Here is a 15156-nt window from a genome sequence, read left to right as displayed (position 1 = left end):
AACCACGCACACATAACAATTAATTAATTGTTTAGTTCAGCTGATCAGCGACCGGGACGATGAACGGAGCGTCGCAACAGCGGCTCCATCAGGGTACCAAAGCTGGTCAACCAGGAACGGCGCAGTAATTATCTTCTGCCGCCTCTTTGTCCGCCACCGGCACCACCGGCAGGTCTGCGTCTTTGACCGGCACCGCCTGCACCACCAGCGTTGTTACCGCTTGCGCTGCGACCACGACCACGTCCGCCACCTTCAGCTTCTGCTTCAGCTAATAATTTAGCTGCTTTCTTTTCGTTGTCGTCGTTACCTGCATCTTCTACATCCTCGTCTTTTGCAGCTTGTCTTTCAGACAAACCTTCAGCAATAGCAGCGGTTAAGTAGTTGGTGATGATAGCGATTGATTTGGTAGCATCGTCATTTGCAGGAACCGCAAAGTCAACTTTATTAGGATCACAGTTGGTATCTACAACACCAAATGTAGTGATGCCTAAACGTTTAGCTTCGGCTAATGCAATATGTTCGTGCCCGATATCGATAATTAATAAAGCAGCAGGTACACGGCCTAACTGGGCAATACCACCTAATACTTTTTCCATTTTTTCTTTATCACGGCTCAGTGTTAAACGTTCTTTTTTGGTAATGCTGTCAAAAGAACCGTCAGCTAACATTTTTTCAATGCTCTGCATTTTTTTAACACTCTTACGTACTGTGTTAAAGTTGGTAAGCATACCACCTAACCAGCGCTCGGTAACAAAAGGCATGTTAACGCGTTGTGCACACTCGCTAACAATATCTTTAGCTTGTTTTTTAGTACCTACAAACAGGATCTTTTTACCGCTGCGTGCAATTTGTTTCAAAGCTGCTGCAGTTTCCTGTAAGGCCTCAACGGTTTTGTTAAGGTCAATGATGTGGATACCTTTTTTCTCGGCAAAGATGTAAGGTAACATCTTGGGGTTCCACTTCTTTTTCAGGTGACCAAAGTGTACACCTGCTTCCAGAAGCTGCTGTTGTAAGGATGTATTATTTTCCATTTTATTTCTTATCTGTTATAAGTTAATTTATATGTTAATGGTATGGTTAACCAGTAAAGGAATAACCACCAACGATTAACGTTTAGAGAACTGGTAGCTACGACGAGCTTTTTTGTGACCGAATTTCTTACGCTCTACAGAACGTGGGTCACGTTTCAGTAAACCGGCAGCTTTTAAAGCAGGGCGGAACTCAGGGTTGATTTCTACCAATACACGGGAAATACCTAACATAGCAGCTTCTGCCTGTCCTTTTACACCACCACCAGTAGCATTGATCTTCACATCAAATTTATCAGCGGCTTCAATTGTTTTTAAGGGACGCTCAACCTGGTTTTGTAAGTAAACCAGTTGAAAATATTGTTTGTAGTCTTTATCGTTAACAGTAATGTTACCGCTTCCTTTAGAAATAAAAACGCGGGTAACCGACTCTTTACGACGACCAACTCCGTTTGTTTGCTTTTCCATTTATTATTAATTGTTTGGAATTAAAAGTTTTTGTTTTGTACAATTAGAACTTCAGTTCTTTAGGTTGTTGTGCAGTGTGAGGGTGTTGGTCACCGGCATACACAAATAATTTTTTGTACATTTTACGACCTAAACGGTTTTTAGGTAACATACCTTTTACTGCTCTTTCAATTAAAACCTCGGGACGACGTTTTTGTAAGTTTTTAGCAGTTTCTTCTTTACGGCCGCCTGGGTAACCGGTAAAGTGGTCGTAAATTTTTTCTTCTAATTTGTTACCTGTTAATACAACCTTTTCGGCATTGATAACGATGATGTAGTCACCGGTATCAACGTGTGGTGTATAACTGGCTTTGTTTTTACCACGCAGTACGGCTGCGATCCTGGCGCACATACGACCTACGGTTTGATTAGTACCGTCAACAACATACCAATTACGTTGCACGGTAGCCTCATTCGCATGTTTTGTTGTGAAATGTAATTTGCTCATGAAATAATTTTTTGCGGTTTTACCGCTGTTATTAAATAAACCCCGGGCTATCCCCCGGATGTTTCCCAAAAATGATTGTTTAATTTTGGGGTTGCAAAGATAGAATAGTTTTAGCCATATTCCGGCTTTTTTGAGTCTTAATTTTTCAAGACACCTTTACAACAAATTGATAATCAATAAATATTTTATCTTATTTTTTTAGTAGGTTCATATCCAAAGGCAAAAAACAGGCGCTTTCGGCCTTTTTGTGAAACCAATGCCGGCCAAATAAGTAGCATATCATTAAGAAATTAAACCCATAGCGCTGGCCTTTTCAAGCATATTGATGGTTTTTCCCACATTGAATTTAGCCAGGAGGTTTTTCCGGTGCGTTTCCACCGTTAGCGGAGAGATGAATAATTTATCCGCGATCTGCTGGGAGTTTAATCCCTCTTTAAGACAAACCAGTATTTCCTTTTCGCGGCGGGTTACCGGAGGATGCTCATTTTGCAAAATATCACTTAATACCGAAGTGACTAACTTCTGCATCTCCGCGCTGTAATAAGTGCCTCCCTGGTATACCAGGTTGATGGCATTTTCAATTTCCCCGGCAGAAGCACTTTTCAGCAAATAACCCGAGGCACCGTTACGTATCATTTTAACCAGTGATCCCCTGTCGCCGTGTGAACTGATGACCAGTATTTTCACCCGGGGAAACTGTTTTTTTATAGTAAGGCATACGTCTGCCCCGTTGCCATCCGGTAAATTAATATCCAGCAAAATAATATCAGGCTGTTTTTGCGTTAACAGGTCCATTAACGGTACTATCGCCGGCGCTGTGCCGATTATAGTCATATTGTTAATATTGGCTATCATTTTTTCCAGGCCTTCACTGATCAGCGGATGGTCATCACAGATCAGGATTTTTATTGTTTCCATTATAATGCGATTTCAATATTAATAACAGTGCCTTTATCTTTTTCCGAATCAATATGCATAGTACCGTTCAACATGTTGATACGGCTTTTTATATTCTGCAGTCCCATACCCTTTTTTTCAATTACGGGGTCAAAACCAATGCCATCATCTTCTACCGTTAATAGTAAAAGCCTGTTCTCCAGTATACAATTCAATAAAATATGTTGCGCTTTTGAATGTTTTACGGCATTGGTGACCAGCTCCTGTATGATCCTGAAGATAATCAGTTCCTTCTCATCACTGTGCAATAGGTTCAGCCCTTTGAAATAAAAACGGAATTCTATACCGGAAGCCCGGAAGGAGTCACAAAAATCCTTTACATTATTTTCAAGGCCTTTATTCCGCAAATGTTCGGGCACTAAACGGTGTGTAGTGTGGCGAAATTCATTAATCGCGTTATCGAGTAAGCCCACACAGGTACTGATATCGTGAATATCCATTTTCTTTACTGCTATCTCCAGCTTGAGTTTTATGCCGGCAAAAGTACCGCCCAGTCCATCATGCAGCTCCCGGGCCAATCGTTTACGTTCCTGCTCTTCACCATAGATCAATGCATTTTTTACTTCTATCTCTTTTTCAGAAGCTAAAAGTTTTAACTGTTGCAAGTTTCTTTTTTTGCGATGCCGGAGAAAAATATAAAATATAATCCCGGACAGGTAAAGGAACAGGCCGATAAGCATCATAAAAAAATGATTCCTCCGGTTAACATTCTCTAATTTTAAAATCTTGTTCTCCTGTTCCGAATCATTATATTTTAGTTTGATTTCAGTGATTTTTGCTTTCTCCTGTAGCTTATGAAGGCTGTCCGACATCTCGCCTCCTAATTTTAGCGACTGGTAAGCTGCAGCATAATTACCCATGCCTGCTTCAATCTCTGCCCGTAACTGCAACGTCTTTGCCCGGTTATCAAGCGTAAAATCGCTCGCATTTTTTGCTAATAAATGATCTAAAATAGCCCTGGCCTCGTTATACTGTTTTAACTGCATTAAAACATTGGCCTTTTCATAGGTAAGCATCACTTTAAAAATAACAGTTGTAGGACTTTTTTCAGCGTAGTCCAACCCTTTATCAAACTGGCTCAGCGCCTGTTCATACTTAGCCTGTGCCTCATAATATCTGCCCAGGTTCACATAATAATCGGCATAATAAACCGGGTCACCCACCTGTTCAAGATATGGCCTGGACCGCTCCAGGTATGTATACATTTCAGGCAGGTCTTTATTTAAATAAAACACACACCGGGCGCTGGAAATATTGGCATCGGCCAATACCATCGATCTTTTTATCGATGCTTCGTTTCCCTGTACATACTCTATGGCCTGTTTAAAATACGTCAATGCTGTTTGATAATCTTCTTTATTGCTATAAACCGTCCCAACAGCGTTATAAGCAGAGGCCACACTAACCCTGTCATCAATTTGTTTGAAAGCCGGGATCACTTTGTTAAGCAGTATATTGGTAAATTCATCCTGACGGCCGCTTACCTGCAAAAAGATACCATAGTTATGCCAGGCCCTGGCAGTAATTTGTAAAGCTTTGGGCGTCTTATAATCTTTCAATAATTCAATAGCTTGCTGGTACAGTTGTTTTGTTTTCGCACTATCGCTCATCCAGATGATCTGCGCTTCATAAAAAGGGTCAAAAGCCTGTAAATACCGGGTATCCTTAGCCATTGTTCTTGCGGCTCTTAAAGTATGATAGGCTATGCCTGTATCCTGCTCCGATTGAAGATTAACAATTTCATATAAAAGGAAGACTTTTTTCTCAGGATTATTTTCCCGGGAAACAAGTTGTTGTAAACTATCAATAGCAGGTGTTTGTGCTATAGCTTTTTGTGTAAATAAACCTATGTAAACAATGAACAACAGGCTTTTAATTTCCATGGAATTGTTTTTGCAAAATTTATCAATATCTGTGTAGCAAATATCCGTTCACCTAAAAATACCCCTTTCCGGGTAGGAAAAATGCTGTTTTAACTGTATTGATGTTGAAGCAGGAGTAAAATAGTTTTGTGCTATAAATTTTAATGCCATGGTTACGGTCACCAAAGTTGGTGGCAATCAGTTAAAAGTTACACCTAAAACAGGGAAGCCTATTCTGATGCCACATCTGCAACATTTACAGATGTAAGGTACCAAAACGGGGTTGTATAAAGTAATACGGTAACCGGTAGGCTGGTTTACACTAAAAGCAAGAAGGAACTGTGAGTGGCTGCTGAAAAGCAAGCCGCAACAGACCGTTCATTCATTTTTACCGGAACGAAACAATAATTTATTAAAATAACAAAATATGAAAAACTCCATCGGATCGGGTATACTTAAAATAATAATGGCCATTATGGCTATTGTGGCTATATATTATTTAACGAAATATAAGTAAACCCATATTACTGATAACAACGATAGGCCAGTTAAGTAAGACATTTATAAGTTTCAAATTATGAAAACAAGAAACATTTTCAGAAAAACCATACTATTATTACTTTTATCCATACCTGTTATACTGATAACAAGTTGTGCCAAAGATGACAAAACAACTAACCCGAATACTTTTACCGCAGCTGATTTTACGTTAACGATCATTTCTCATGTACATAGACCCAGTAGTTCTGACTATCGTGTAGAATATACAGTAAAAAACATAAGTACTAAAAATTACGATAATAACAGCAACGACAATTTTATCCTGAAGTTCATCGTGAAAGATAATAATGGTAACACATTTACCGAAACCGATTATTTATTACCACTTATAGAAGCCGGTACTACCAAAAGTGGTACATCGGTAATCGCTTTACCATCAGGCGTAATAGCTAACCCTTCAACATTTACAGCGGCTGTTGAAATGTACTAACAACTTTTTGTAATGCCGCTTGCTGCAAGCTGATAGTATTAAAAAATAAAATTATGAAAACAAGAAACCTTTTTAAGAAAACAATGCTGTTAACAGTATTAGCTATACCTTTTATATTAATGGCTGGTTGTAACAAAAACGACAATACAACAGATAACCCGGGTTTTACAGCAGCCGATTTTCAATTAACAGTAATTACTCACGGACAGGGAACAGGCAATGCATACTATAGTGTAGAGTATACAGTAAAAAATATAAGTAATAAACAGTACGATATTAACAGTACCGACGATCTCGTGGTAAAACTAAGGGTAAAAGATAATAATGGTAATACCTATACCGGCGCTCCTTTAATACCTACATTAGAGCCCGGCGCTATCCAATCAAACAGGACAACCATTTCTCTGCCCTCAGGTGTGACGGTTAATTCTTCAACATTTACAGCGGCAGTAGAAAAGGAATAACAACTATCCGCAGACACCAACAGCCCGATGAAAAATGAAAATCCAAAAACTTACTTCCCGGCCCTTCCTGCTAATAACCTGTTGAGGACCCCAATAATATTAAAACATAATAATATCATTATCTGATAATTACACATAAACTCCACTCCCATTTTGCTAACCATCTGCAAGCCTTCCTGTATGGTTAATAATACAAAACTTTGCCTATTGTTATTCGAAACCCCTTACATCAAATCGCCCCTCAGCCAATCAGAGATCCTTAATTAGTTCTTACCTTTGTTGTATGATAGTGATTGAGAATATACTGATCAGTGATGATGTGGTGGAATCGCAGTTTGTATGCGACCTGGCCAAATGTAAAGGCGGCTGCTGCGAGGAAGGGGATGCAGGAGCTCCGTTAAGTGAGGAAGAGCTGCGTAAAGTGAAGGACAGCTTCCCTAAAATAAAACATTACCTTACCGAAGCTTCCATCCAATCGGCCGAGGACCAGCAATATTACACTTACGATAACGAGTTTGGCTGGGTAACCCCTACCATGCATAATGACAATGGCATTTGTAGTTACGCTATCAGGGAAAAAGACGGCCAGATCAATTGTGCCTTTGAAAAAGGTTATAATGAAGGACTGATCAGCTGGAAAAAACCCATCAGTTGCCACCTCTACCCTATTATTGTATATAAAGGTAAACATGGCGATTACGACCGCATGAACTATGAACCACGCAAAACCCTGTGTAAATGCGGCTGGAAGCTGGGCGAAAAATTAAAAGTACCCACCTACCAGTTTTTAAAAGAACCATTGGTACGCAAATACGGGGAAGAGTTTTACGAAACCCTTGATGCTATTGCCCAGGCACATTATATCAATAAAGAGAACGATTAACTTACCTTTATACGAAACAGAAGCGTGAAAGAAACTGCAGCCGATTTTATTGCCAAAAGCACTCTTAAAGCAAGCGATAAACAACATCGCAAAACCATCAATTTTAATATTGGTAAATACAATGCAGCCGTGCCATTGGGTAAGCAGCAGTTTGAAGCGCTGGATACGGCCCGTGAAAGAGCCAAGAACATCAAGTGGCGGGCCATTGAAAACCTGGATAGCTATTTAGAACAGTTTGAAAAAACCATCACTGCCCGTGGGGCTAAAGTGATCTGGGCCGAAACCACCCAGCAGGCACTGGATGAAATAGGGAAAATATGCGCCGCCAAACAATGCAAAACCCTCGTGAAAAGCAAGAGCATGGTGACGGAGGAGATTCACCTGAACAAATACTTACAGGAACAGGGAATAGAAAGCATTGAGACCGATCTGGGTGAATATATCCAGCAACTGGATGATGAACCGCCTTACCATATTGTAACGCCGGCCATGCATAAAAGCAAAGAGGATATTGCTGCTTTATTTGCTGAAAAACTGGGTACGGACCCTGCTTTGACCCCGCAGCAGCTAACACTGGTAGCCCGCGATATTTTACGTAATAAATATGCCGAAGCCGAAGTAGGTGTAACCGGTGCTAATTTCATTATTGCCGATATCGGAGGTATAGCGGTAACAGAAAATGAAGGCAATGGCAGGTTAAGCTGCTCCATGCCTAAAACGCATATTGCCATTGTTGGTATTGAAAAAGTGATCCCCTCCATGACGGACCTGGCCCTGTTCTGGCCCCTCTTATCTACCTTTGGTACCGGGCAACGGATCACTTCCTACAACACCATTGTAACCGGCCCCAGGCAAGCCGGCGAAACCGATGGCCCGGAAGAAATGTATGTGATATTACTGGACAATGGCCGTACCAATCTTTTAAAGAACCCGGCCACCCGCGAAAGCCTGTATTGTATCCGTTGCGGAGCCTGTTTAAATGCCTGCCCGGTATATAAAAACATTGGTGGCCATACTTATGCCGCTACTTACAGCGGGCCGATAGGTTCGGTCATTACACCGCATTTAAAGGACCTGCAGGAATGGAAACACCTGAGTCATGCCTCTTCTTTATGTGGCAACTGTACCGAGGTATGTGCCGTAAAAATTAACCTGCACGAGTTGTTACTCGAAAACCGGCATGAAGCCCGTGTAGAAGGATATGCCCCCTTTACCGAAAAAATAGCCTGGAAACTCTGGAAAACCGCTATGTTGCGACGTAGTATGATGAATATGGCCAACGGTACTATTAAAAGTAAACTGATCAATACCATTGGCAAAGCATGGACACAACATCGCAGTAAGCTGGAGTTCCCTAAAAAATCGTTCAACGAACAGTGGGTGGAGAAGAATAAGTTTAAAGTTTAAAGTAGTAAGTTTTAAGTTGTCGTGCAAAAGCAGCGGTTCCCTCTTTATACTACAAACTAATTACTTAATCCTTTTTTTGTTACCGGCTGCATTGCTGCCAGCATCGCCTTTTGTAACCCGATAAAGTTGGTATAAAATTTATTTCCAGTGGAAATGACTTTTATACGCTCGCTTGTACGTTCGGTAATTCTATTGGGCATTATGCAAAAGCAAACACGTTTATTTACACTATTAACAGTTAACTTCAATATTATTAATACTAATTATTAATTGCTAATTGTACCTGTACACCCACCATATCACCCCCCGTTTACAATACGTTGTCAACTTTATACAGCAATTGTTTACACAACCTGTACAAATAGTTACTGCTATCCATGATGTAAAGGATAATGAAATCATCATCAACTACAGCAAAGAAGTACTGGCTGTAAAATGTTTTACCATACATCCCCATGCCTTATTAACGGAGTCCGGTATACAGGCACAGGCTATTGATTGTTTTGAGACCAATGGCATGAAAGCTTTTTTTGCTACCGGCGGTGATATACCTTTTGATATTTTTGCAGCCTCCTTTTATCTGTTAAGCCGTTACGAAGAGTATTTACCTTATACTCCTGACCAGTTTGGACGCTACCCACACCAAAACGCACTGGCTTTTAAGGAAAACTTTTTACACCAACCGCTGATCAATACCTGGTGGACCTATTTTACCCAACAAGTGCAGGAAAAATTAACCGTACAAATTGCGGGTAAAAATCAATTCACCTTTTTACCCACCTACGATATTGATATTGCCTGGAGTTATAAGAACAAAGGTTTCCGGCGTAATCTGGGGGGCTGGTGTAAGGATCTCCTACAGGGCAAATTTTCATTATTAAGCAAGAGAATTGCCGTATTACGGGGTAAACAAAAAGACCCCTTTGATGCTTATGGCTGGTTACACCAGTTACATGAGCAACACCGGCTTAAGCCCTATTACTTCTTTTTGCTGGCGCACCATCGCACGCAATATGAAAAGAATATTTCACCGGATAATAAACAATTGATCGCCTTGATCAGTGATCACCTGATCCGTTACCCCGTTGGTATACACCCATCCTGGAACAGCAGCCTGGATGAGGGCGTAATGAATCGGGAAATACAAACATTAACGCAAATAGCCGGCAAGCCGGTCCTGGCATCAAGGCAGCATTATATCAAATTCACAGTACCCCATACTTACCGGATGTTGCTACAGCAAGGCATCAGATTCGATTTTTCCATGGGTTATGGCAGCATCAACGGCTTCAGGGCTTCGGTTGCCCTGCCCTTTTACTGGTACGACCTGGAACAGGAACAACAAACGGAATTACTATTATTCCCTTTTTGTTTTATGGATGCCAATGCCTATTACGAACAAAATAACACCCCGCAGGATGCCCTGGCGGAGATGAAAAGCCTGTATCAGGCTGTTAAAGACGTAAACGGCTTGTTCAGCATGATATGGCATAATAATTTTGTTGGGACCGACCCTGCTTTTACAGGCTGGAAAGAAGTATATGAGCAATTTATGCAATGGCAGGTAATGCAGCACCCACCTGCGTTTTAGAGATTATTCTTCACCCCGTTTTTATTAAGTATCCCGGCTATCTTAGGCAGATCCAGGTCACGTACATTCCTGCGCGGGATAGGACTAGCCTGCTGGCTGTTCTGCCATATGAGCAACCAGTTCCTGGTTTTGGTAACCTTATGTACTTTAGTCCAGGCCAGTTGCCCGGTAAATGATTCACCATGTATATTTATGGCATCTTCATCCAGTTCGTAATTGATACTTTCACCGAGTGTGGTACTCTTTTTAAATATTTTTTTTGCACTGAAATAAGTGGCCAGGGGTAATGCCGAAATAGCCAGTACAGGTAAAATAGCAGAACGTACAGACACCGAAGGAAGAAAAAAGGAGCAAACAAAAAACAGTACGCAGCTGGCAAGCACCAGGCCAGTTGCAAACCGTAAAAAAGGTTTGTTGTATAACATTACCAGGTTGGCGTTTATAAAATCACGCTCTGAGAGTTTGGTCTTGATAAGCATAATGTGGAAATGACCGGAGTGTTACAAATTTGCTTTTATCTCCTGGAAAAAGCTTTTTATTTGTTGTAATGATTGTACCAGGGCAAATTTTTCTTCCGCCTTTTTATTATTCTTTAAATAATCTTTGGCCCCTTGTATCGTAAACTTCCTGCGGCGTAACAGGTCATATATCAGGGCTATATTTTTTACATCAACGGGGCGGAACAAACGGTCCCCTTTCCCGTTTTTACGGGGTTTTAAAATATCAAACTCTGTTTCCCAATACCTGATGAGTGACTGATTTTCGTGAAACATTTCGGCCACTTCACCAATAGGATAATAATGCCGCTGAAATAAAATCTCGTCATTGGGTATCTCAATCAGGTTAACATCCAGGCTTTTTTCTTTTAAAGAACGGCGGCCACGGGTTTCACCATTTTTTTTGGCCTTGCTTTCAACAATAATAATATTACTGTCCCCGGCCTCTTCCGTTATTGCCTCTTCTGCTGTTACCGGTCCGGGAGCTGCAAAAGCTTCCTGTTCCAGGTCAATCACCTTTTCTTCTGTTACCGCTTCTTCGGTCGCCGGCTCTTCAATTTCGATGATGGCCGGTTTTTGCAACAAGGGCTTCAGTTCCGCCGGAGGTGGTGGAACTGGCTTTTTTTCCTCTTCGGGAGGTGCAAAAAAGTCAAATGCAATTTGTGTAAGCCCTTTAGCCATTGAGCAACAAAGGTAAAACAGCTTACCGGGCAGGTAAGTTTAAGTTATGTTATAATTATCCACAATTTACCGGCCTGTTACCAGGTATCACAGGCTGATGGCCGGGATCTTACAGCATGAAAAAGCCCCTTACAATGAAGGGGCTTCGTAAAAATTATAACTTATTATTGAACCGGCCAGACATTGTTCTTAGGGTTCATGTCGGGGAATACTTTATCCGGGTCTAATACCACTTTGGTTACAGCAGTTGTAGCAGGCAATAATACTTTCCATTCAGTATTATTCTGCCATATTTCCACCGGTAATTTCTGACGGGCAACAGTGCCGTCGGCTGTAGTATATTCAATCACTACCGGCATTGCCATCTGGTCAAGGTTGGCAATGGTCAGGATGGTACCGTTCTTGGCATCATTCTGTACAGGCTCAACATTGACGATGGCCTGGTCTAACTGGTAGTTCTCCAGTATCATACTTTTCCAGAACCAGGCAAGGTCTTCACCTGCCGAATTTTCTATGCTGCGGAAGAAATCCCATGGTGTAGGATGTTTATAAGCCCAGTCGCGGGTGTATTTTCTAAACGCATAATCAAAACGTTTTTCACCCAGTATCTGCTCACGTAATAAAGTGAGGGCAAAACCAGGCTTGGAGTATAATAAAGCGCCGATACTTCTTTCTTTCATGGCATCAGGTGTATTATACACCACTTCCATGCCTGGCCTGAATAAGCCACTGTTATGAGCGCTTCCGGCAGGACGTGCATATTCGCCATTATTAAAATCTTTTGCAGCAATACCGTTAATAAAAGTATTAAAGCCCTCATCCATCCAGCCATAGCGGCGTTCGTTACTGCCCACGATCATAGGGAACCAGATATGACCGAATTCATGATCGGTTACACCCCATAATCCTGCTGTTTTTGCACGGTAACCACAGAATACAATACCAGGATATTCCATACCACCTACATTACTGGCTACGTTCACTGCTGAATAATAAGGGTAAGGCAGCCATCTTTTTGAGTAATTTTCAATAGAGGCTTTGGTATATTCTGTAGAACGTCCCCATGCATTTTGTCCGTCAGACTCTTCAGGGTATAAGGACATAGCCAGTCCTTTTTTACCATCAGGTAAATTCATCTTTGCAGCATCCCAGATAAATGATTTGGAAGCGGCCCATGCAAAGTCACGGGAGTTCTGGATTTTAAACTTCCAGGTCAGGCTGGGTTTATTAGGCTGTGTACCCGGTGTAGTTACATCGGCAGCTGAGCGGATGATCACCGTTTTATCGCTGTTTTTCGCCTGGTTATAACTTTGCAGTTGTTTAGCCGTCATTACTTCCTGAGGGTTTTGCAACTCACCCGAGCCACCAACAATAAAGGAAGAAGGAGCAGTAATACTTACATCAAAATTGCCGTATTCCAGGTAAAACTCACTGGCACCCAGGTAAGGGTCGGTGTTCCATCCGCGGATATCATCATACACACACATACGGGGAAACCATTGTGCAATGGCGTAAATATCACCATTCTTGGTAGGTTGGATACCCGTACGGTCCGCGCCATAATCCGGAACGGTATAACTATATTCCATTTTTAATTTAATGATACCACCTTTTACCAGGGGTTTGGCCAGACGCACCTGCATGCGGGTATCGGAGATCAGCGTATCGGCAGCCGCTTCGGCAGTTCCGTTCAATAGTTTTACAGAAGAAAACTTATATCCGCCATCAAAACCGCTTTTGGCATCACCATAACGGCTGCGGCCGGTTGCCGGCATTTTTGCCTGGCCACGTGAGTTTTTATTGAAAAGGTTCTGATCTAATTGTAACCATAAATAGCTCAATGCCTGCGGGCTGTTGTTCTGGTAAGTGATCACAACAGTAGCCGATACCTGTTTTTTGGTATCATCTAGTTTGGCGTTGATCTGGTAATCGACTTTGTTTTGCCAGTAAGCCGGCCCTGGTTCCCCGGCAGCATTACGGTATTCATTACCATTGTAGGTATAAAACAACGGTGAGAATAGTTTGTACGAATCGTACTTGGATTCGGTGGCTGCGGGTGCCTGCTGGGCTTTAACGGCAGATCCGGTTATGAATAACGCTGCCGCCATCCATAGACTTGCTTTTTTCATTTTTCCTGTGTTGATTTTTTGCAGATTACGTTTAAAAATTGCTCAATGGTTAATGAAGCTATGAATATAGGAAAAAAGCGGGAAGTGCGGGCGGGGAATTTGATGGGTGGAAATGATAAAAGCTATCTCCCGGTTGGAGATAGCTTTTATATATACAGTTTAACAGCTTTTCAGGAAAATTGTTAATCGTCTTGTTTGGAATTGGGGTTTGCCTGTATTTCTGATAAAGGAATAACGAACTGCCATAAAGGGCTACCGGCTGGTATTTGTAATGTACCGCCACCGGAGGCCGCAACGTAATTTGGTACTGCTGTACGGTCTAATGGAAGATTTTGTCTTTTTAAATCAAAGAAACGAAATCCCTCGCCCCAAAGTTCAACCCTTCTTTGTACAAGAATTTCATTAATTAAGGCCGCGCCTGTATTAGTACTTAATGTATAACTAGGATCCCTGTTTACAGCCAAGGTGAACAAGGCCTGTTTTGCTTCTGTTTCTTTTGCAGGAGACATTTTAGCATATGCTTCTGCCATGATCAGGTACATTTCTGCTAAACGTATATAAGGAACATCACCTATGGTAGGCAGGGTTCTTATTTTAAACTTTCTGCTCATATAGGGCGTTCTTGCATAAGTTGCCAGTGGTAAAGGAAAATTTGTTGCATTGGGATTTGGTTCCCACATTTTCTTTCTTACATCTGTTGCAGTAATCAGGTTATAAAGTGCCGAATTAATTCTTTTAGGGGTACCTCGCACATACGTAGTGTTACCGTCGTAGGAAATTTGGCCGAAAAAAGATCCGAATGTATCTCCCTGGTCGTCCTGAACAAAAGCCCCCCAGATCCATTCCGGATTATTAATATCATTGAACCCTGCCTGATATTGTGTATTCGTCATTAAAGAAAAAGCACCTAAATCCACAACCTTTTTCGCAAATTCAGCAGCCTTTACATAATCCTGCATGGTAAGCGCTACCCTTGCCCTGATAGCTAATGCAGCAGCTAAGGATAAGTGTGACTTTTTATTTGTACCGGGCACTGCTGAAGCGGTTGCATAGAGAACAATAGCATCGTCTAAATCTTTTACAATTTGTGTATAGACATCCGCTACTGTTGACCTGGCCAGCTTGGTTTCGGACGCCGATAAAGGCATGGAAACGCCAAGTTGTGCATTAGCCGTTGAAGCATCATACCTTTTCGCGTAAATCTGGATTAAGTTAAAATAACTCCAGGCTCTCATGGTAAGCCCTTCGGCTTTAAGCCTTTTTTTATCACCGTCAGCACCTGTGGCGTTATCAATATTTTCTATTAACGCATTGGCATTACCCAAACAACGGTAATATAACCGGAAGGGATAGGCAACATATCCGTAGTTATCATTTCTATGATTTACCCAACCGCCTGTGCCATTACCGGGAGAATACCAGGTAGCATTTGCCTGATGCAGGTCTTCGCCCATAAACTCAAGCATTAACATTACCCCTCCGTGTCCGGGTTGATTTTGCTCGCTGTATCTTGAATACAAATACCTGTATATACCATTAATAACATTTGACGCATTTGTAGTGGTAGTAAAAATAGCGCCATCGTCTACTGATCCTGTGGGACCAACATCTAAAAAATCCTTTTTACAGCCGGCCACCAGGCTCACGATAGCAATTGAAAGGGTTATTTTGCTTAATATTTTTTTCATGTTATTATTTTAATTTTTTCAGA

General features: G+C 41.5%; 14 protein-coding genes. 5 read left to right on the top strand and 9 right to left on the bottom strand.

The window, feature by feature from the left end; translation table 11 throughout:
• Positions 1-128 precede the first annotated feature (128 nt).
• The 5 genes from rpsB to ACFS6H_RS05325 form a co-directional block, all read right to left on the bottom strand.
• Positions 129-1031, bottom strand: a complete 903-nt coding sequence (gene rpsB / locus ACFS6H_RS05345) for a 30S ribosomal protein S2 (protein WP_386096016.1) — start codon at positions 1029-1031, stop codon at positions 129-131.
• A 75-nt stretch (positions 1032-1106) separates the two neighbouring features.
• Positions 1107-1496, bottom strand: a complete 390-nt coding sequence (gene rpsI, locus ACFS6H_RS05340) for a 30S ribosomal protein S9 (RefSeq protein WP_386096014.1) — start codon at positions 1494-1496, stop codon at positions 1107-1109.
• Between the two features lie 43 nt (positions 1497-1539).
• Complete coding sequence (rplM, locus tag ACFS6H_RS05335) at positions 1540-1983, bottom strand: 50S ribosomal protein L13 (RefSeq protein WP_386096012.1); 444 nt, start codon at positions 1981-1983, stop codon at positions 1540-1542.
• Positions 1984-2265: 282 nt separating this feature from the next.
• Positions 2266-2901 (bottom strand): response regulator, encoded by a 636-nt coding sequence (locus ACFS6H_RS05330; protein ID WP_386096010.1) that lies wholly within the window; start codon positions 2899-2901, stop codon positions 2266-2268.
• A complete protein-coding gene (locus ACFS6H_RS05325; RefSeq protein WP_386096008.1) occupies positions 2901-4823 on the bottom strand; it encodes a tetratricopeptide repeat-containing sensor histidine kinase in 1923 nt (640 codons plus the stop codon). The genes ACFS6H_RS05330 and ACFS6H_RS05325 overlap by 1 nt, the downstream gene beginning before the upstream one ends.
• Before the next feature lie 556 nt (positions 4824-5379).
• Between ACFS6H_RS05325 and ACFS6H_RS05320 the strand changes: the two genes are divergently transcribed.
• The 5 genes from ACFS6H_RS05320 to ACFS6H_RS05300 all read left to right on the top strand — a co-directional run bounded on the left by ACFS6H_RS05320 (position 5380) and on the right by ACFS6H_RS05300 (position 10138).
• Positions 5380-5793, top strand: coding sequence for a hypothetical protein (locus tag ACFS6H_RS05320; RefSeq protein ID WP_386096006.1), 414 nt, complete (start codon positions 5380-5382; stop codon positions 5791-5793).
• Positions 5794-5846: 53 nt separating this feature from the next.
• Positions 5847-6257 carry a hypothetical protein gene (locus tag ACFS6H_RS05315; protein ID WP_386096004.1) on the top strand — a complete coding sequence of 137 codons (411 nt, stop codon included), beginning with the start codon at positions 5847-5849 and terminating at the stop codon, positions 6255-6257.
• A 283-nt stretch (positions 6258-6540) separates the two neighbouring features.
• A complete protein-coding gene (locus ACFS6H_RS05310; protein ID WP_386096002.1) occupies positions 6541-7140 on the top strand; it encodes a DUF3109 family protein in 600 nt (199 codons plus the stop codon).
• Positions 7141-7164: 24 nt separating this feature from the next.
• Complete coding sequence (locus ACFS6H_RS05305) at positions 7165-8547, top strand: LutB/LldF family L-lactate oxidation iron-sulfur protein (RefSeq protein WP_386096000.1); 1383 nt, start codon at positions 7165-7167, stop codon at positions 8545-8547.
• Positions 8548-8824: 277 nt separating this feature from the next.
• Positions 8825-10138, top strand: a complete 1314-nt coding sequence (locus ACFS6H_RS05300) for a polysaccharide deacetylase family protein (RefSeq protein ID WP_386095998.1) — start codon at positions 8825-8827, stop codon at positions 10136-10138.
• Here ACFS6H_RS05300 and ACFS6H_RS05295 read toward each other — a convergent pair.
• From ACFS6H_RS05295 to ACFS6H_RS05280, 4 genes are all read right to left on the bottom strand, one after another.
• Entirely contained in the window at positions 10135-10617 is a 483-nt protein-coding gene (locus ACFS6H_RS05295; protein WP_386095996.1) for a YcxB family protein, read from the bottom strand. The two genes, ACFS6H_RS05300 and ACFS6H_RS05295, sit on opposite strands and share 4 nt — an antisense overlap.
• A gap of 21 nt (positions 10618-10638) precedes the next feature.
• Positions 10639-11316: a MerR family transcriptional regulator gene (locus tag ACFS6H_RS05290; RefSeq protein WP_386095994.1), complete on the bottom strand. Its 678-nt coding sequence runs from the start codon at positions 11314-11316 to the stop codon at positions 10639-10641.
• Between the two features lie 164 nt (positions 11317-11480).
• Positions 11481-13445 (bottom strand): M1 family metallopeptidase, encoded by a 1965-nt coding sequence (locus tag ACFS6H_RS05285; RefSeq protein ID WP_386095992.1) that lies wholly within the window; start codon positions 13443-13445, stop codon positions 11481-11483.
• A 182-nt stretch (positions 13446-13627) separates the two neighbouring features.
• On the bottom strand, positions 13628-15133 hold the full coding sequence (locus ACFS6H_RS05280; RefSeq protein WP_386095990.1) for a RagB/SusD family nutrient uptake outer membrane protein: 1506 nt from the start codon (positions 15131-15133) through the stop codon (positions 13628-13630).
• Positions 15134-15156: the final 23 nt, after the last annotated feature.

Source organism: Terrimonas rubra (assembly GCF_042686025.1).
GTDB classification, from domain to species: Bacteria; Bacteroidota; Bacteroidia; order Chitinophagales; family Chitinophagaceae; genus Terrimonas; species Terrimonas rubra.
This window is presented reverse-complemented; position numbering and strand designations above follow the sequence as displayed.

Excerpts from the sequence above, each read along its gene's own strand:
- rpsB (WP_386096016.1), bottom strand. The coding sequence starts at position 1,031 with ATGGAAAATAATACATCCTTACAACAGCAGCTTCTGGAAGCAGGTGTA.
- rpsI (WP_386096014.1), bottom strand. The coding sequence starts at position 1,496 with ATGGAAAAGCAAACAAACGGAGTTGGTCGTCGTAAAGAGTCGGTTACC.
- rplM (WP_386096012.1), bottom strand. The coding sequence starts at position 1,983 with ATGAGCAAATTACATTTCACAACAAAACATGCGAATGAGGCTACCGTG.
- ACFS6H_RS05330 (WP_386096010.1), bottom strand. The coding sequence starts at position 2,901 with ATGGAAACAATAAAAATCCTGATCTGTGATGACCATCCGCTGATCAGT.
- ACFS6H_RS05325 (WP_386096008.1), bottom strand. The coding sequence starts at position 4,823 with ATGGAAATTAAAAGCCTGTTGTTCATTGTTTACATAGGTTTATTTACA.
- ACFS6H_RS05320 (WP_386096006.1), top strand. The coding sequence starts at position 5,380 with ATGAAAACAAGAAACATTTTCAGAAAAACCATACTATTATTACTTTTA.
- ACFS6H_RS05315 (WP_386096004.1), top strand. The coding sequence starts at position 5,847 with ATGAAAACAAGAAACCTTTTTAAGAAAACAATGCTGTTAACAGTATTA.
- ACFS6H_RS05310 (WP_386096002.1), top strand. The coding sequence starts at position 6,541 with ATGATAGTGATTGAGAATATACTGATCAGTGATGATGTGGTGGAATCG.
- ACFS6H_RS05295 (WP_386095996.1), bottom strand. The coding sequence starts at position 10,617 with ATGCTTATCAAGACCAAACTCTCAGAGCGTGATTTTATAAACGCCAAC.
- ACFS6H_RS05290 (WP_386095994.1), bottom strand. The coding sequence starts at position 11,316 with ATGGCTAAAGGGCTTACACAAATTGCATTTGACTTTTTTGCACCTCCC.
- ACFS6H_RS05285 (WP_386095992.1), bottom strand. The coding sequence starts at position 13,445 with ATGAAAAAAGCAAGTCTATGGATGGCGGCAGCGTTATTCATAACCGGA.
- ACFS6H_RS05280 (WP_386095990.1), bottom strand. The coding sequence starts at position 15,133 with ATGAAAAAAATATTAAGCAAAATAACCCTTTCAATTGCTATCGTGAGC.